General features: G+C 37.6%; 21 protein-coding genes and 2 rRNA genes (1 of these 23 running past the window's edge). 1 reads left to right on the top strand and 22 read right to left on the bottom strand.

Translation table 11 applies throughout. The features are described from left to right. Nucleotides 1–127: 127 nt before the first annotated feature. The 10 genes from U9R83_RS00335 to metG form a co-directional block, all read right to left on the bottom strand. The gene (locus tag U9R83_RS00335; RefSeq protein ID WP_013054863.1) at nucleotides 128–505 is read right to left on the bottom strand and encodes a RidA family protein; all 378 of its coding nucleotides are present in this window, start codon (nucleotides 503–505) and stop codon (nucleotides 128–130) included. 21 nt (nucleotides 506–526) lie between these two features. Continuing rightward, on the bottom strand, nucleotides 527–1,348 hold the full coding sequence (gene purR / locus U9R83_RS00330) for a pur operon repressor (RefSeq protein WP_013054862.1): 822 nt from the start codon (nucleotides 1,346–1,348) through the stop codon (nucleotides 527–529). A gap of 56 nt (nucleotides 1,349–1,404) precedes the next feature. Then, a complete protein-coding gene (ispE, locus tag U9R83_RS00325; protein WP_042992400.1) occupies nucleotides 1,405–2,274 on the bottom strand; it encodes a 4-(cytidine 5'-diphospho)-2-C-methyl-D-erythritol kinase in 870 nt (289 codons plus the stop codon). 198 nt (nucleotides 2,275–2,472) lie between these two features. Beyond that, nucleotides 2,473–2,643, bottom strand: a complete 171-nt coding sequence (locus tag U9R83_RS00320) for a small, acid-soluble spore protein, alpha/beta type (RefSeq protein WP_013054860.1) — start codon at nucleotides 2,641–2,643, stop codon at nucleotides 2,473–2,475. Nucleotides 2,644–2,837: 194 nt separating this feature from the next. After that, the gene (veg, locus tag U9R83_RS00315; protein ID WP_013054859.1) at nucleotides 2,838–3,071 is read right to left on the bottom strand and encodes a biofilm formation stimulator Veg; all 234 of its coding nucleotides are present in this window, start codon (nucleotides 3,069–3,071) and stop codon (nucleotides 2,838–2,840) included. A 273-nt stretch (nucleotides 3,072–3,344) separates the two neighbouring features. Continuing rightward, on the bottom strand, nucleotides 3,345–4,217 hold the full coding sequence (yabG, locus tag U9R83_RS00310) for a sporulation peptidase YabG (RefSeq protein ID WP_028412638.1): 873 nt from the start codon (nucleotides 4,215–4,217) through the stop codon (nucleotides 3,345–3,347). A gap of 77 nt (nucleotides 4,218–4,294) precedes the next feature. Further along, complete coding sequence (gene rsmA, locus U9R83_RS00305; RefSeq protein WP_028410352.1) at nucleotides 4,295–5,173, bottom strand: 16S rRNA (adenine(1518)-N(6)/adenine(1519)-N(6))-dimethyltransferase RsmA; 879 nt, start codon at nucleotides 5,171–5,173, stop codon at nucleotides 4,295–4,297. Continuing rightward, nucleotides 5,167–5,730, bottom strand: coding sequence for a ribonuclease M5 (gene rnmV / locus U9R83_RS00300; protein WP_014462065.1), 564 nt, complete (start codon nucleotides 5,728–5,730; stop codon nucleotides 5,167–5,169). The genes rsmA and rnmV overlap by 7 nt, the downstream gene beginning before the upstream one ends. Before the next feature lie 223 nt (nucleotides 5,731–5,953). After that, nucleotides 5,954–6,724, bottom strand: a complete 771-nt coding sequence (locus U9R83_RS00295) for a TatD family hydrolase (protein ID WP_014462066.1) — start codon at nucleotides 6,722–6,724, stop codon at nucleotides 5,954–5,956. 71 nt (nucleotides 6,725–6,795) lie between these two features. Then, nucleotides 6,796–8,778, bottom strand: coding sequence for a methionine--tRNA ligase (gene metG / locus U9R83_RS00290; RefSeq protein WP_014462067.1), 1,983 nt, complete (start codon nucleotides 8,776–8,778; stop codon nucleotides 6,796–6,798). A gap of 565 nt (nucleotides 8,779–9,343) precedes the next feature. Here metG and U9R83_RS00285 point away from each other — a divergent pair. Further along, nucleotides 9,344–9,634: an AbrB/MazE/SpoVT family DNA-binding domain-containing protein gene (locus U9R83_RS00285; protein ID WP_170836841.1), complete on the top strand. Its 291-nt coding sequence runs from the start codon at nucleotides 9,344–9,346 to the stop codon at nucleotides 9,632–9,634. A gap of 32 nt (nucleotides 9,635–9,666) precedes the next feature. Here U9R83_RS00285 and rsmI read toward each other — a convergent pair whose 3' ends face one another. The 12 genes from rsmI to U9R83_RS00225 all read right to left on the bottom strand — a co-directional run. Next, the gene (rsmI, locus tag U9R83_RS00280) at nucleotides 9,667–10,539 is read right to left on the bottom strand and encodes a 16S rRNA (cytidine(1402)-2'-O)-methyltransferase (protein ID WP_116741795.1); all 873 of its coding nucleotides are present in this window, start codon (nucleotides 10,537–10,539) and stop codon (nucleotides 9,667–9,669) included. Continuing rightward, nucleotides 10,517–10,804, bottom strand: a complete 288-nt coding sequence (locus U9R83_RS00275; protein ID WP_014462068.1) for a GIY-YIG nuclease family protein — start codon at nucleotides 10,802–10,804, stop codon at nucleotides 10,517–10,519. The genes rsmI and U9R83_RS00275 overlap by 23 nt, the downstream gene beginning before the upstream one ends. After that, nucleotides 10,791–11,537 carry a tRNA1(Val) (adenine(37)-N6)-methyltransferase gene (locus tag U9R83_RS00270; RefSeq protein ID WP_014462069.1) on the bottom strand — a complete coding sequence of 249 codons (747 nt, stop codon included), beginning with the start codon at nucleotides 11,535–11,537 and terminating at the stop codon, nucleotides 10,791–10,793. Before U9R83_RS00270 ends, U9R83_RS00275 begins: the two co-directional genes overlap by 14 nt. Before the next feature lie 78 nt (nucleotides 11,538–11,615). Continuing rightward, a complete protein-coding gene (gene yabA / locus U9R83_RS00265; protein WP_013054848.1) occupies nucleotides 11,616–11,981 on the bottom strand; it encodes a DNA replication initiation control protein YabA in 366 nt (121 codons plus the stop codon). Nucleotides 11,982–11,995: 14 nt separating this feature from the next. Further along, nucleotides 11,996–12,823 carry a PSP1 domain-containing protein gene (locus U9R83_RS00260; RefSeq protein WP_013054847.1) on the bottom strand — a complete coding sequence of 276 codons (828 nt, stop codon included), beginning with the start codon at nucleotides 12,821–12,823 and terminating at the stop codon, nucleotides 11,996–11,998. Between the two features lie 4 nt (nucleotides 12,824–12,827). Further along, nucleotides 12,828–13,820 (bottom strand): DNA polymerase III subunit delta', encoded by a 993-nt coding sequence (gene holB / locus U9R83_RS00255; RefSeq protein WP_013054846.1) that lies wholly within the window; start codon nucleotides 13,818–13,820, stop codon nucleotides 12,828–12,830. A gap of 33 nt (nucleotides 13,821–13,853) precedes the next feature. Then, a complete protein-coding gene (locus tag U9R83_RS00250) occupies nucleotides 13,854–14,183 on the bottom strand; it encodes a cyclic-di-AMP receptor (RefSeq protein WP_013054845.1) in 330 nt (109 codons plus the stop codon). A gap of 63 nt (nucleotides 14,184–14,246) precedes the next feature. After that, the gene (gene tmk, locus U9R83_RS00245; RefSeq protein ID WP_115652888.1) at nucleotides 14,247–14,873 is read right to left on the bottom strand and encodes a dTMP kinase; all 627 of its coding nucleotides are present in this window, start codon (nucleotides 14,871–14,873) and stop codon (nucleotides 14,247–14,249) included. A gap of 16 nt (nucleotides 14,874–14,889) precedes the next feature. Then, complete coding sequence (locus U9R83_RS00240) at nucleotides 14,890–16,314, bottom strand: aminotransferase class I/II-fold pyridoxal phosphate-dependent enzyme (protein WP_208732810.1); 1,425 nt, start codon at nucleotides 16,312–16,314, stop codon at nucleotides 14,890–14,892. A 153-nt stretch (nucleotides 16,315–16,467) separates the two neighbouring features. Further along, nucleotides 16,468–16,650 carry a sigma factor G inhibitor Gin gene (locus tag U9R83_RS00235; protein WP_013054842.1) on the bottom strand — a complete coding sequence of 61 codons (183 nt, stop codon included), beginning with the start codon at nucleotides 16,648–16,650 and terminating at the stop codon, nucleotides 16,468–16,470. Between the two features lie 139 nt (nucleotides 16,651–16,789). Beyond that, nucleotides 16,790–16,905, bottom strand: a 5S ribosomal RNA gene (gene rrf, locus U9R83_RS00230). Nucleotides 16,906–16,968: 63 nt separating this feature from the next. Then, a 23S ribosomal RNA gene (locus U9R83_RS00225) occupies nucleotides 16,969–17,457 on the bottom strand (it continues 2,447 nt past the right edge of the window).

Below are 17,457 nucleotides of genomic sequence, written 5' to 3'. Positions count from 1 at the left end.
CTTTACATACTTAATTCCACAGAATTTTGTGTTTTCCTGCTATTCAGAAAAAATTTTTAGAAAATTTTCGCAAAAAAAGTGAACAATTGGAAGTTACTTGCTTTTTGTTAGAAATTTGTTAATTTAATTACCCTTTAACTAGCGCAATAACTTCAATTTCAACAAGTACATCTTTTGGTAGCCTCGCTACCTCTACACATGAACGTGCTGGCTTATGGTCGCCGAAGTAGTCGCCATAAACTTCATTTAACGCTGCAAAATCGTTCATATCTTTAATGAATACGGTTGCCTTTACAACTGTATTTAGAGAAGCTCCAGCTTCTTCAAGAACTGCTTTTAGATTTTCAAATACTTGAGTAGCTTGTACTTGAACATCTCCTTCGACCAATGTACCATCTGGACGAAGTGGAATTTGACCTGAACTGTAAAACAAGTTATTCACAACAATTCCCTGTGAATATGGACCAATAGCTTGCGGTGCATTTTTTGTTTGAACCTGTAACATATGTTCCTCTCCCTTACTTGATCAAATATATTTTAAGTAATTGCCTTCCTGTACACGAATTTGTTTATCTTTGATATTTACATCTGTCAGTTGTACAAGAGACACATACTCATCCACTAAACGTTCTTCAATATCTTCTGATTCTACTAAAACTCCAATACCAGCAACAGTTGCATCGAACTCTTCAAGCAAACTAACCATTCCGTTTACCGTACCGCCAGCTTTCATGAAGTCATCAATGATGAGTACATTTGACCCCACCGCTAAACTTCTTTTAGCTAACAGCATCGTTTGAATGCGCTTAGATGAACCCGACACATAGTTAATACTAACGGTCGATCCCTCGGTTACTTTACTGTCTCTGCGCACAATAACAACCGGCACGTCTAAATACTGAGCAACCGCATACGCAATAGGAATACCTTTTGTTGCTACAGTCATCACAACATCGATTTTGCGGTTGGCAAAAAGCGATGCATACAGGCGACCGATTTTATTCACAACGCGGGGGTTCCCTAAAATATCAGTTAAATATAAATATCCACCTGGCAGTAAACGCTCAGGTTTTTCAATCAACCCACATAATTCTTGAACAAGCTGACCGGCTTCTTCATTCGTCATTTTTGGAATGAATTTAACTCCGCCGGCAGCTCCTGGTAGCGTAACCAAAGTTCCGATACCCTGCTGTTCAAAAGTTTGTTTAATAATCGCCATATCTTCGCTGATAGATGATTTTGCAGAATCATATTTATCTGCAAAATACGTAAGAGGGATAAGGCGCTGAGGGTTTTGAATGAAATAGTTGGTCATATCAATTAATCGTCCACTACGTCGAAACTTCATAACATCCTCCTGAAAATCCGAATATTGTAATGTAAATATAACATTAACATACGGATTTATTCAAGCGTTATTCGTTCACCTAGTAGCCTAACTGCATAAACTTTATCGCAAAACCCACGTAATCCATTATAAATGCGATGCATACGTGAATCATGCTGTACAAGTCCAAATACAGTTGGCCCACTGCCGCTCATGAGCACAGCATCGGCGCCAAAACGCTTTATTTGTTCTTTAATGAGAGCTACTTCCGGATGCATTTTCAGTGTTACTGCTTCCAATACATTTCCGACAAGGCTACACATTTGATCATAATTTCCTGATTGTATAGCGTGAACCATCTCATCTACTTGAGGATGATCCATCTCTTCAATTCTTAAGTTGCGATATACATCTGCTGTAGAAACACCTATTTCAGGCTTAGCCAAAATCACCCAGCAGCTTGGAGGTGCCTCAATATGCTCTACAATCTCTCCGCGCCCTGTAGCAAGAGCTGTCCCTCCGTACACGCAAAAAGATACGTCAGAGCCAATCTCAGCCCCTATTTCTGCAAGTGTGTCTAATGATAACCCTAATTCCCATAACGTATTTAAACCGCGTAATGTAGCAGCCGCGTCACTGCTGCCTCCAGCTAATCCAGCAGCTACTGGAATATGTTTATCAATTAATATATTTACACCTTTTGAAATGTTATAACGTCGCTTCAAAATCTGCGCTGCCTGATAAGCGAGATTTCGCTGGTCATCTGGAACAAAGCGATTATGAGAATAAATAACAATTCGTCCATCTTCACGATCAGAAAGTTCAATTCTGTCCGCTAAATCAATTGTTGTCATAATCATCTTAACTTCATGGTAACCATCTGGACGTTTATGTAACACATCAAGTGACAAATTTATTTTAGCCGGTGCTTTCACCATTAATTTCAACTTACTTCACCTACTTCATCTTATCGAGTTTAACGCTATTTTATCATAAAATGAACAAGATATAGCTGTTCATTTAAACATCTTTGTTTAATACTCTGTTTTATCTTTCATTTTGGGACAAAAAAACCGAAGCGGTTATACACTTCGGTTTTCCTCATTTCACTCTAAATAATCGTATAAGCATTGATTTTCACTATGCTATTGCTTTAGCTGCTGCTGTGCAAGCTCTACAGCTCGCTTCACCATATTGCCTGCGTCTTTTGCACGAATAGCGCCCCAACCTTCTGCTTGTACAGTATCGTAAAAACCAAGTTCTTTAGCCAGTTCTTCTTTCAGCTTCGATGACATAATCCCTCTACGCCTTGACATTGCACATGGCTCCTTTACGTATAAAATGAAATTTCAACCTGAATCTCCTCGCTCTTTTACATAAGAAACGCGAGGACGATATGTATAGTATGTATAAAAAATAATGCATATATAATTTGAAAAAAAGACCAATAAAAAAGCAGTAAACCAATGTCCACTGCTCATCACCACTTGCTATATTGCCTATGTCATTCTTAGAAAAATTTTAGTTGCACTGTTTCCGTTAACACATCTGCGTAACTATACGAAACGCGCTCCAAAGAGTTTTCCTCTTGATCTAATTCAACGATAAAAACAGACGGGTACGTTTCTGTTAATACACCTGAACGTTCTACTGTTTTTCTACGACCACCGTTTGCTTTTAAAGTTAATCGTTGGCCTAGGTGCAAATCCAGCGCTTGCTTAATATCAGACAAAGTTTTCGCCATATTGGTCCACCTCACTATGTATAGTGTAACACATGTTAGAAAAATAGTCAAAAACATAAAATTATAACAATCTATCTCTAATTGTGTCAATAAATAATTTTCAACATGAATCTACATTTCGCTGTTATTATGCTCGTTTTTCAACGAAATATGTATATCTTTAGCAAATATCGAAAATGATTTTGTGGAATTAAGCGTATACTTTGGCTTCATACGAAAAAACAACTGGTTGCACATCATGCGTGTACATGCTGTAACCAGTTGTTTTTATTTCTACTCATCGCTTTCATAAGGCATGCCCGTGCGAAGCAGCCCTTTGGTTTCTACTCCTCCTAAACCTTTAGCACCCGTTAATGTATTACGTAAGACGTCCCATACATTAATACGATCCGTGAAAGGAGTAAAACTTAGTTTTGCCACTACATACACAGGGTCAAGCGCATGAATATTTACACGTGAAGGTGAACTAGCAAAGTTTGCTCCAGCTTGAATCAATAATTCAAAATGCGATTGACAGGCACCTGCAAAAATCACCAGCTGATCTAAATTACCAACTCTTTTTCTTGCTTCTTGGACTGTTCGAATATAGTGCTTAGAATGTCTATAAGCAAGAAGATCATCCTTATTTCCTTTTCCTTTTGAATAGGCATCATGCCCTGTCAGCACCAGAATATCAGGCCTTACATCCTCAATTAACTTTCCAACTTTCTCCGGCATCTCTGACTCTACGCAATGAACACCATAAACAGGAACACCAATTTTTTCATAAACCAATAAACATTTACGTAAATAATTAGGGTCTCCGTCTACGTGCAGGACCTTTCCAGGAATTTGAAATAAGCGATGTGAATGGCTGTATCCATTAGTCATGCTATATTCAGTTTTCTCTCGGACGAGCCGATAATCCTGTTGAATAAGCTCCAAGGATCTTTCTAAAAGTTCTTCTTCTTGTTTTTTTCTTTGATCCTGTTCTTTAGCGTCCACAACCTCTAAATCTGTACAAGGAGCGTCGGCAATCAACCGAACGTCTTCTCCTATTAAAGTCGCATATTTCCCCGCTTCGCTGTCATTAATAGCTATAACACGAAAAAGCAAATCTCTTTGATAAGAAGGTCGTGTAACTATATCACCAATTTTGATGTTCATATGCTTCACTCCGTCTTTGCTACTTCAAAAATAAATTCTCTTCATAGCCTATGACTTCATGATAAAAATGTGATGATTTAGCGAAATGATTTTAAAAGTTGATCACTTAGCTTTCCGAATTCTTGAATAGACAACGTTTCGCCTCTTCGTTTCGGGTCAATTTCAGCAGTTGAAAGTGCTTGCTCAATGTCCGCTTTTTTCTGTTTCCCATTGGGCAAGTTGTTCACTAGATTGTTTAAAATTGTCTTTCGACGCTGTCCAAAACTTGCTCGTACAACTTGGAAGAAGAATGCTTCATCTTGCACCTCTACCGCGGGCTTCGGTCTTCTCAACAATCGAATAACGGCTGAATCTACATTAGGCTGCGGATTAAAAACTGTTTTAGGCACAATCATAACCGTCTCAGCCTCTGTATAGTATTGAATTGCAATAGAAAGTGAACCGTACTCCTTTGTTCCCGGTTTAGCTGCTATACGGTCAGCAACTTCTTTTTGAAGCATCACAACAATTCCCCGTACTGGAATCTGCTCTTCTAATAATTTCATCAAAATGGGTGTCGTCACGTAATACGGTAAATTCGCAACGACCATTAAATCTTCTATGTTTTCAAATTCTTGTTCGAGAGTTCCTTTTAAATCTGCTTTTAACACATCTTGATGAATAACTTTTGCATTTGGATAAGGAGAAAGAGTATCGGCTAAAATCGGAAGCAGACGCTGGTCTATTTCAAATGCCAGTACTTTTTTTGCGCGCTTTGCTAGCTGTTCAGTTAATGCTCCGATACCAGGTCCAATTTCAATAGCTCCCGTTTCTTCTGTTATTTCCGCATGGTCAACAATACGATGTAAAATGTTCGTATCAATTAAAAAATTTTGTCCCAAACTCTTTTTAAATGTAAAACCGTATTTCTTTAAAATTTCCTTGGTTCGATTAGGCGTTGCAATATCTTTTAACACGATTCCTTTTCCTCCTTATTTATCTGCTCAACAGCTTTAATAAACTCCTCTTTTGAAATTTGGAACATCTGTAATCGTTTATGCAGCTGCTTTCCGTTGGCATAGCCAATTTTTAATAACTTCCCTATTCTTTCACGTCGAGACTTAGCTTTACTATCTCCTACCAAACGAGCTACGATTAAATCCTCTTGAGAAATCTCCATATCTGCTTCTATCCACTCTTGCTTCACATCTTTTAGTGCTTTTTGAATAGACGCAATAGAAGCATGTTCAACTCCAATACCTTTGCCGTTTTTAGGACGAGCCTCTTCTTTATCTAAAAATGCGTGTTTACATCCTGGAACACGTTCTGAAACAATATTTCGAATTCGCTGTCCTGGGTAATCTGGATCTGTAAAAATAATCACGCCTCTTGTTTTTTGAGCTAATTTTACTTTCTCAATGGTTTCTTCATTTACAGCTGATCCATTTGTCTCGATGGTATCCGCATCCACTGCACGTTTAATCGCTACAGTATCGTCCCGACCTTCTACTACGATAATTTCTTTAATCTTCATTTCTTCCTCCAAAACATTCAGTTTTGTTCATTTGCTTTTCAGTAAAAATGAAATGCTCGTTACTCACATCATTTTTCTTCTATGAAATCAACGTTTTATCTTATTATCAACTAAATTAAAAAGTATCTATCTGTTATTTTAACTGAAAAAGGCAGAGGATAACATTCTCCTCTGCGCCTATCTTTACTTTAACACGAAAATGATTGTTATATGAGAAAAAGTTTTAATCATTAATGCCAAATAGCTTTTTGGCGTTAGCTGTTGTAATATCGGCTAACTCTTCATACGTTATCCCTTTTAACTCTGCAATTTGCTCCGCTACGTATGAAACATAACCAGGTTCATTGCGCTTGCCGCGGAATGGATGAGGAGTTAGATAAGGACAGTCTGTTTCAATTAATAGTTTATCTAAAGGAAGTTCTGTAGCAACTTCTTTTGGTTTTTTCGCATTTTTAAAGGTAACAGGTCCGCCAAAAGAAATATACATATTCATGTCCATACACTGCTTTGCTACTTCAATACTGCCTGTAAAGCAATGCATAATCCCTCCTACTTCCTCTACGTGCTCTTCTTTTAAAATCGTTACCACGTCTTCCGTTGCATCACGGTTATGAATAATGATAGGCAAATTCACTTTGCGTGCTAAGCGAATTTGACGGCGAAATACGTCCTTTTGAACCTCTTTAGGTGATTTATCCCAATGGTAGTCTAATCCCATTTCCCCTAAAGCAACAACTTTCGGGTGCTGAGCTAACTCTTCAATCCAAGCTAAGTGCTCATCCGTCATATCAATTGCATCTACTGGATGCCATCCTACACTAGCATAGATAAAGTCATACGTTTCAGCTATTTGAATAGCCTTTTTGATGGTAGGTTCATCGAATCCAACAACTACCATGTTTTGAACACCTTTTTCTAACGCACGATTAATTACTTCGTGCAAATCATCTTCATACTGTTCTGCGTTTAAATGAACATGTGTATCAAATAACATCTAATCGATCCTTTCCATGAATAAAAGGGGGTCCTCGCATGTTACACGTGAAACACCCCTTTTACCTATACTTATTTTATCTTCGTGCCGTTTGCTAAGTTTTGATCTACGCTTGCTAGTGAAAGACCATTCTCATCTTCACCCGCTAAAATCATTCCTTGTGATAGTTCGCCGCGCAGTTTCACAGGCTTTAAGTTGGTTACACAAATTACTTTTCGACCTACTAATTCTTCAGGCTTATAAAACTTGGCAATACCTGATACAACCTGGCGTTTTTCATAGCCAAGATCAAGCTGCAGCTTTAATAGTTTATCTGCCTTTTTAACCGGTTCTACTTGTGTAACTTGCGCTACACGAAGCTCTACTTTCATGAAATCATCAATCGTAATCTCTTCAGAAGGTTCTTCCTTCACAACAGGTTTTTCTTCCTTCGGAGCACTGCCTTGCATCTGCTCTTTAATAAACGCTACCTCTTCTTCTCGATCTAGACGAGGGAACATTGGCTCACCTTTTTCTACTTTTGTGCCTTCTTTAAGCATATTAAAACGCGTCGTACTTTCCCACGTTTTTAATACATCTTCTTTTACACCAATCTGAGCAAAAATTTTCTCAGGTGTACGTGTTAAGAATGGCTGTAGTAATACCGCAATGTGACGAATTGATTCAGCTAGATGTGTCATAACAGAAGCAAGTTCTGCACGCTTGTTCTCATCTTTTGCCAACGCCCAAGGCTGCGTTTCATCAATGTATTTATTTGTGCGGCTTACATATTGCCAGATAGAAGCAAGAGCCACTGAAAACTCCATATCTTCCATCGCTTCTTCATATTTATTCACTGTATCTTTTTGAGCTTGGACAATAAGTGCATCAAACTCTGTTACATTGCCTTCATAAGTCGGAATAACACCATCAAAATACTTATTAATCATCGCCACTGTACGATTAACTAGGTTGCCAAGGTCATTTGCTAAGTCAAAGTTAATACGTTCAACAAACGCTTCTGGTGTAAATACACCGTCTGAACCGAATGGAACTTCACGAAGTAAGTAGTAACGAAGTGCGTCTAGCCCGTAGCGGTCAATCAATGTCACTGGGTCTACTACATTCCCTTTTGATTTCGACATCTTTCCGTCTTTCATTAATAACCAGCCGTGAGCAAATACTTTCTTAGGAAGTGGCAAATCAAGTGCCATCAACATGATTGGCCAATAAATGGTATGGAAACGTACAATTTCTTTTCCTACTAAATGTACGTTAGCCGGCCAGTATTTTCGATAGTTTTCATCGTTCTCTGTACCATACCCAAGAGAGGTGATATAGTTAGAAAGCGCATCAATCCATACGTAAATAACGTGTTTTGGGTTACCTGGAACTTTTACCCCCCAATCAAACGTCGTACGAGAAACAGCTAAGTCTTCAAGGCCAGGCTTAATAAAATTATTGATCATTTCGTTTTTACGGGACTCTGGTTGAATAAATGAAGGGTTTTCTTCATAAAAGGCTAGTAAACGATCTACATATTTCCCCATTTTAAAGAAATAGGACTCTTCTCGAACGAGCTCCACAGGGTGTCCGCTATCCGGGCTTTTTCCGCCTACAACTTTTCCATTTTCAACGATTGGATCTACTAGTTGATGCTCTGTATAGTACGTCTCATCGGGAACTGAATACCAACCTTCATACTCATCAAGATAAATATCACCTTGTTCTAAAAGGCGCGCGAAAATCTTTTCCACGATTTCTTTATGTCTGGGTTCTGTTGTACGGATAAAATCGTCATATGAAATATCCATCTTATCCCACAGCTCTTTGATTCCAGATACAATATCATCTACGTATTGCTGAGGTGTCACGTTTTTCTCTTCTGCTTTTCGCTGAATTTTTTGACCATGCTCATCTGTACCTGTTAAATAGCGTACGTCAAACCCTCTCAAACGTTTATAACGAGCCATTGCATCTCCCGCTACCGTCGTGTATGCATGCCCTATATGTAATTTACCACTCGGATAATAAATCGGCGTAGTAATATAAAATGTATTATTTCCATCTGCCATGTTCATAACCTCCAACATTCCATTTCAACATTTTGATTTATATGGATGTAATCATATAAACCCTGTCTTCTTATTCTACTATCTATCATACTATTTTACATGATAATTTCAAAACATTCTCTTCCTATATACAAGGGAATATGACGGATTCACTTCATTTTTAAATAATCGTTATTTTTCCAAAAAATAATCCTGTTAATTGTATCAGCTTCGCCCTATTTTTATATAAAATATACCCTCATTCAAAAAGTCACTTCGATAAAAACGACAAATAGGTCTAATTTTGTCGTTTTATGTCGAATTATATTTACCCTATCTTCAAAATAGTTAATATCAAGCTATTTAGGCGATTAATCTTTTTTCCAATGAAACCCCTTGTCATTCCTTGACTGACGGTCACAATTAGCTTATAAACAAGTCGAGAAAAAAATTTTTCCCAGCTACATTTTTTTACATATAAAATGATTGACTAGTTTTGGAAACGCTGGTATTATGAAAGTACGTTGAAATTGTCGAATAATGACGAAAGTAATAACATAGAAAAATGATTACTGAGAGGAGAACGATTAACATGAAATCTACAGGTATTGTTCGTAAAGTTGATGAATTAGGACGCGTAGTAATTCCAATTGAATTACGTCGTACATTAGGAATTGCAGAGAAAGATGCTCTAGAAATCTATGTAGATGAAGAGCGCATCATCTTAAAAAAATACAAACCAAACATGACTTGCCAAGTAACAGGTGAAGTATCTGATGATAACATTCAACTTGCTAGCGGCAAATTAATTCTAAGCCGTGAAGGTGCAGAACAAATCATGAAAGAACTTCAAGATTCTTTACAAGCTTCTAAATAAAACGAAAAGCTGTCTATGATAGACAGCTTTTTTTAATGTACGTGATATTCACTGTAAATGTCTCGCTTTGACACATCTCGGTCTTTTGCCACTTGCTTAATAGCTTCTTTGTTTGAAAGCCCTTCTTCTACATAGTGATCAACATGCTCGATAATGGTGAGCTGTTCCCACCATAGATTACTTTCATCTGGTGCTTCTTCATTTGTCCCTTCAAGAATTAAGCAGAATTCGCCTCTAATATCTGTGGTATTTGTCCATTCAATTGCTTCTAATACGCTTCCTCTTAAAAACTCTTCATAGCGTTTTGTTAACTCTCTACATAACACAATAGATCGGTTCCCTAAGATTTCTTCTATACTCTTTAGCGTTTCTTTTAACCGATGAGGGGCTTCATAAAATATCATGCTTTCCTTAATATACTGAAGCTCTTGAAGCTGTTCTTTACGCTGTTTTTTATTTCTGTTTAAAAATCCATAAAAATAAAACTGCCCCGTAGGTAGTCCAGAAGCAATTAAAGCTGTTAATGCTGCATTGGGCCCCGGCAGCGGAACAACCGTATATCCTTCTTTAACGGCAGCTACCACTAACTCATAACCAGGATCTGAAATACAAGGCATGCCCGCGTCGCTTACTAAAGCAATATTTTTTTCACCGTCTAAGTCGCTTAACAGCTGTTCACTTTTTGTATGTTTATTATGTTCATGGTAACTTGTAATAGGCGTATCGATTTCAAAGTGGTTACATAGTTTTTTCGTTTGTCTCGTATCTTCTGCGGCAATATAATCAACTTCTTTTAAAATTCGAATCGCACGAAATGTCATATCCTCTAAGTTTCCAATAGGAGTGGGAACTAAATATAAAACGCCTCGTTCATTCGATACATCATAACTTTTTTGTGATTTCATTCTGCTTTTCTTGCTCCCTTCGAATGTAAGCCTGTTTTTGCACTCTGCTTAACTGTTTGAACCAATACTCTTTTTTCATAGCTTCTGTTTTAGAAGTAAACACCTCATGCCAAATTAATGAAACAGGCCTTCTTGCTCTCGTATATTTTGCCCCTTTCCCTTCATTATGGACAGAAATGCGTTTTTGCAAATTATTCGTGTAACCAGCGTAATACGTACAATCCTTGCATTCAACTACGTAAAAATAATGATTATTTTGTTCCATATAAAATCCTTTTTAATTCATCCGTGTATTCATCATTATCTTGGTAGACCACCAGCGGAGGAAGAATCTTTAAATCTGGACTTCCATCCTTCGTACCTTCAATTAAAAGTGTATTTGCTTCTTTCCCATCTTTAGGATAGACAAACTGAAGTCTCTTTGGCTCTAAACGGTACTGCCTCATTAACGTAACGATATCTAATAGTCTTCCTGGACGGTGAACTAATGCCACTTTTCCGCCTTGCTTCACTAGTTGGCTGCTGGCTCTAATCACATCTTCCAACGAACAATGAATTTCATGGCGAGCGATTGCAAAATGTTCGTTTTCATTTATCTCTTCTTTATTGGATGTGGTGAAATAAGGAGGATTACATGTTACAACATCATATTTTCCATAACCCAGTTCTTGAGGTGCATTTTTTAAATCACCATGTATCATTTTAATCTGCCCATCGAGCTGATTATACGCAATACTTCTTTGCGCCATACTGTGTAGCCGTTCTTGAATTTCTACACCAATGATTTTTCCCCTTGTTCGTTTAGATAAAAACAGTGGGATTACACCGTTTCCTGAACATAAATCAACCAAGTTACCTTTACGAATTGGGACATAAGCAAAGTGAGATAAAAGCACAGCATCCAATGAAAAGGAAAAGACAGACGGACTTTGAATAATGCGCATCTCCTCATCGGCTAATAGATAATCTAAACGTTCATCTCCATATAACTCAACCATAGTCGTTCTTCTCCTTGTACATCTATTATTTACATCTTTTACTCATAAAAAGAACCTCTCCAAAAGGGAGAGGTGTTGTTACTTTTTATTTAAAAATGACAAGCAAAACAAACAGTCTCCATCTTTACGCACACTTCCATAATGAATGTTACAAATATGAAAACCCTCTTGGTAAAGGCGAGCCAAATTGTCATATCCTTCTCCGATATCAATTTGTTTTTGCTCTTTTGTTTGAGCGCTTGCTTTTGAATGTCTATTTTTCAGCTTCGTTTCGAAGTTTGTCTGGTCAAGGCGACGGCGCAAATGATCATTTTCTATTTGCAGGTGATGATTTTCTTCAATTAGCTCAGCAAGATGCTCTTTCAACTCACCTAACTGCTTATATAAATGACCAATTTGTTCCTCCATGTTTGTCACCGAATCAAAAATCTCTTTTTTATCCACCTTTGCCCACCTCGTTAATCTGTGGCTTGAAACGAAACAGCACCTTCATTATTGATCTCATCCAGAGTATACTCTAAAATTTGTTCGTGATCTGACAGTTCCACTTGAATAATTCTTTCCAAAATATTCAAACCCACTACACGTCCTGAACCATCTGAAGTTTTAATTGTTGAGCCTATATCAGGAAGCTGTTCTTTTGCCGTTTCATACTCATCATTTTCATATTTTAAACAACACATCAAACGTCCGCATAAACCAGAAATTTTCGTTGGATTAAGCGATAGGTTTTGGTCTTTGGCCATCTTAATAGAAACCGGCTCAAAATCACCTAAAAACGTTGAGCAACATAGCATACGGCCACAAGGACCTATCCCGCCCAACAGTTTTGCCTCGTCTCGTACACCGATTTGACGAAGCTCAATTCGCGTACGGAAAATAGCAGCTAAATCTTTAACTAACTCTCTAAAATCAATACGGCCGTCTGCTGTAAAATAAAAAATGACTTTATTACGATCAAACGTATATTCTACATCTACTAACTTCATATCTAAATCGTGTGATTGAATTTTTTGCACGCATACGTCATACGCTTCTCTAGCAGCTTGTTTATTTTCATCCACAATCAGCCTGTCTTTTTGTTCAGCAATGCGGATTACTTTTTTCAAAGGAAGCACGACATCGTGTTCACTTACTTGCTTTTTATTAATAACCACTCTGCCAAATTCAACACCACGAACTGTTTCTACAATAACAAACTCACCATCTGGAATTGTAAGTTCTCCAGGGTCAAAATAATATATTTTTCCCGCTTTTTTAAAGCGAACGCCTACTACATCATACAAGCTTTTATCCCTCCTGCAAATCCAACACCAGCTGTTCCATTAATAACTGTAGATTCATATTTGAATTTAATTTATTTTTGGCCTTCAAGATAACCTCTAAGCGATAAATCGCTTTTTCCTGCGTTGTCTGAAGAGCTTGCTGTTTTAATTCTTCTATTTTATGACGATAGACGATTTTAGACTCTTGTCCAACTTGCAGCGTCAACAAATCACGATAAAGAAGCATCAATAAAGTTAAACCAATATGAGCTTGTTCTTTTTCTTTAAAATGTGTTACCCACTTTTCATGAATAAAAAGAAGAGCTTGTTGAGGTCTCGTTGTTAACACTTCATATAATTGTATCACTAACTTTATTGCAAGTCCAAACCATTCATCTTTACTTAATTCAATTGCTTCATCAATGCTGTTTGTTAAATTAGACAAGATGGACGCATCTACTGCGGAAAGGCCATTTTCTACTAGTTTTTCAGCTAACTGTTCTGGTGTAAGAGATCGAAATGATATTACTTGGCAACGTGAGATAATCGTATCTAATAAGCGCTGTATATTTTCTGTTAATAAAATTGCATAAGTTCCGTTGCCAGGCTCTTCTAAAAATTTTAGTAAACTATTTGCTGCGCTTACTGTCATTTTATCAACATGATTCACAATATATAACTTTTTATTAGATTCAACACCGGTTTTTGTGAATTCTGATTGTAAGAATTGAATTTGCTCTTTTTTAATCGATAGACCAGCTGGCTCAATCAAGTGAATATCTGGATGATTACCTGAATCAATTCGCCGGCAGTTACTGCACTCATGGCATGGCCTATGATTAACTGGATTTTGGCAAAACAGTGCTTTAGCAAACAAAAAACTAATTTGTTTTTTACCTGTTCCTTTGCTTCCTTCAAATAAATAAGCATGAGCAACTCGCTCTTTAAGTAAGCTGTTTTGCAAAATCTTTAACACGTTCGGCTGAAGAGCTTCAAGCTGTTCCCATGTATTTCCCATTCAATCATCACTTTCTATTTAAAATCTTCTCTCTTAAAATTGATGAAATTGATCTACTGGTAGTACGAATACTGTAGCTCCGCCCACTTCAACTTCAACAGGATACGGAATGTATGAATCTGCATTACCGCCCATCGGTGCCACAGGAGAAATCATCTGTCTGCGGTTTTCACATTGGCCCTTAATAATATCAAGTACTTCATCTACTTTATGATCGTCTGTACCAATCATAATTGTTGTATTCCCTGATTTTAAAAATCCGCCCGTACTTGATAATTTGGTTGAACGAAACCCTCTTTCTACAAGTGCATTTAAAAGCTTTGAGCTATCTGAATCTTGAATAACGGCCATTACTAATTTCATGAATAACACCTCATTTTACTTTTTTGTTAAGAATAGTATAGCAAGAATAACGATCATCTGTATTTATTTTAAAATCAATTTTATTTGTTTATAAGCTTCTTCACAGACTTTTTCAACGGATTGATTTGCATCAATTCGTCGAATACGCTCTGGAAATTCACTCAAAAGAGATAAATATCCATCTCGTACTTTGTAATGAAAGTCTAAGGATTCTAAATCTAATCGATTAATCTCATCTTTTCGACCTTTATTAATTCTTTCTAATCCTACCTCAGGCTCAATGTCAAAATATAAAGTGGCTTGTGGCATCGTTTGCTCAATAGCAAATTGATTGATAGCAAAAATATCTTCTACGCCTATACCCCGCGCATTTCCTTGATAAGCAAGTGAGCTATCAATAAAACGGTCACATAATACTATATTCCCTTTATTTAGCTCAGGAATCACTTTTTCTACAAGATGTTGTCTTCTAGCCGCAGCATAAAGAAGTGCTTCGGTTCTGGCATCCATTTCCGTGTTAGATGGATTTAAGATAATTTCACGAATTTGTTCAGCAATTCGTATGCCTCCAGGCTCTCTTGTTAATACAATAGTATAGCCCTCTTGTCTTAATTTTTGTTGAACCATATGGATGATCGTTGTCTTACCAGCACCTTCTGGCCCTTCAAATGTAATAAACGTTCCTGACATGTATAAATTCCTTTCTCTATTTAAATACTTCTATCTTTCCTTCTTCCATACAAGAGCCGCCCTGAATATGACCATTTAATCTTTGAATATGCAAAATATAGTCAATATGATTGCTCGTAATCGTTTCTCCCTCCATTAAAATAGGAATTCCAGGAGGATATGGAATAACAGATTGTGCGCTTACACACCCAACCGCTTCTTCAAACGAACACATATGCTTTGATCTTAGTTTTCTTTCTTCCATAGGCAGGAGAACCGTTGCTCTTGAAAAACGAAATGGTTTGATTAGTGGTTTTTCATATGACTTACGCTGTATATTCTCTACTGCTTGTCTAACCCGCTTAATTGTATCATTAAAATCCCAGCTGCTGCTTAAAGGTAGAACAAACAATACATAATTAACGTCAGCTAGTTCTGTATAAATATCTTGCTTTTCCAGTTCCTTTTGCAAATGATATCCTGTTGCCGCCGAACAAGTCAACGTCATTTTCAAAAGGTCGGTAGCAGTTTGATCTGTTTCTACATCAATAGTTGAAAGTGTATCAATCTCATTAATCTTTTTAACAAAGGAATGAATATTGTCAGTCATTCTATCCATATCATGCTGAGTAAACTGCTGCAGATAATACCGTGCCAAATCGAGAGAAGCCATAATAGGGTATGAGGGGCTGCTTGACTGCAGTACTTGTAAGTAATGCCGCACCGCTTGCCTATTTACTAATGTTCCTTGCATATGTAAATAAGAACCCATTGTCATAGCTGGCAGCGTTTTATGTGCTGACTGAACAACAAGATCCGCTCCATACGTCACAGCTGACGACGGAAAAGGATTGCCTAAAATAAAGTGGGCTCCATGAGCTTCATCAATAATTATAGGAATATTGTAGCTATGAATAAAGTCAATGATCTCCTTTAAATCTCGCGCCACCCCGTAGTAAGTAGGATTGGTTAATACAAATGCTTTTATATCGTCAGAACCCTCTAAAGCCGCTTTAATTGTTTTAATGGATACACCTGTACTAAGATGTGTTTTTGAATCTATTTCAGGAGCTAAAAAAATAGGTGATGCCTTTGATAAAGCAATAGCATTAAAAATAGATTTATGAGAATCTCTTTGAACAGCAATTTTATCTCCTTCTTGACAAAGAGATAAAATCGCGGCGAGATTGCCTACAGTAGAACCATTAACTAAAAAAAAGCTTTCATCTACTCCATACAACTTTGCCGTTAACTCTTGTGCTTCCTTAATAACAGATTCTGCTTCATGTAAATCATCTAATCCGCTAATTTCTGTTAGATCGTATTGCAAAAAGTCTGCGTAAGAAGACTGAATATGTGAAGGTAGAATTTGACCATTTTTATGGCCGGGCACGTGATAAGAGAGTGACCTCTTTTCGCTATGCCTTACTAAACGGTTATATAAAGGTAAATATGTATCCATACATCCATTCCTTACTTTTTGTAAATATAACATTGTTAACTTGATAAAAGAATATGTAAGTATTTTTCCTATCAAAATTGATTTTTCTTTCATTATAACAAACTTAGATGATTTTTTTGAGCCATATAAAGAAGCCCTTATAAAAAAGGGCTTTTAGTAAGAAAACGCTCCTGATATTCTCTTTAATTGATCTACTAACAATTGATAACGAAAATGAGATGAATCCACCTCTACAATCTCTACCTCGCAGTGTTGGCATATAAAGCTGGAAAACACCTCAATACCCTTTGTATGCTGTTCATGACAAACGGAACATGTCTTAATTTGTTTTTCCATTACTCTCCACCTCCACTAAATAAGTATCGACAAGATGCAACTTCTTTATGCAGTTCATTTACCCCATTTTATGTAGATAGCTTATACTCTGTGAATAATAAAAAAAGGACTAGCTATTTTAGCTAGTCCTTTTTCAGGTGCCTGGCAACGTCCTACTCTCACAGGGACAAAGTCCCAACTACCATTGGCGCTAAAGAGCTTAACTTCCGTGTTCGGTATGGGAACGGGTGTGACCTCTTCGCTATCGCCACCAGACAAGAGATTGTTCTCTCAAAACTAGATAACAGTTTGCTGAGTAAAGCTTACGCTTTTAAAGTTTTGGTTAAGTCCTCGATCGATTAGTATCAGTCAGCTACACATGTCGCCACGCTTCCACCTCTGACCTATCAACCTGATCATCTTTCAGGGATCTTACTAGCTTGCGCTATGGGAAATCTCATCTTGAGGGGGGCTTCATGCTTAGATGCTTTCAGCACTTATCCCGTCCACACATAGCTACCCAGCGATGCCTTTGGCAAGACAACTGGTACACCAGCGGTGTGTCCATCCCGGTCCTCTCGTACTAAGGACAGCTCCTCTCAAATTTCCTACGCCCACGACGGATAGGGACCGAACTGTCTCACGACGTTCTGAACCCAGCTCGCGTACCGCTTTAATGGGCGAACAGCCCAACCCTTGGGACCGACTACAGCCCCAGGATGCGATGAGCCGACATCGAGGTGCCAAACCTCCCCGTCGATGTGGACTCTTGGGGGAGATAAGCCTGTTATCCCCGGGGTAGCTTTTATCCGTTGAGCGATGGCCCTT

It is taken from the genome of Priestia sp. LL-8, from assembly GCF_036227845.1.
Classification (GTDB): domain Bacteria; phylum Bacillota; class Bacilli; order Bacillales; family Bacillaceae_H; genus Priestia; species Priestia zanthoxyli.
This window is presented reverse-complemented; position numbering and strand designations above follow the sequence as displayed.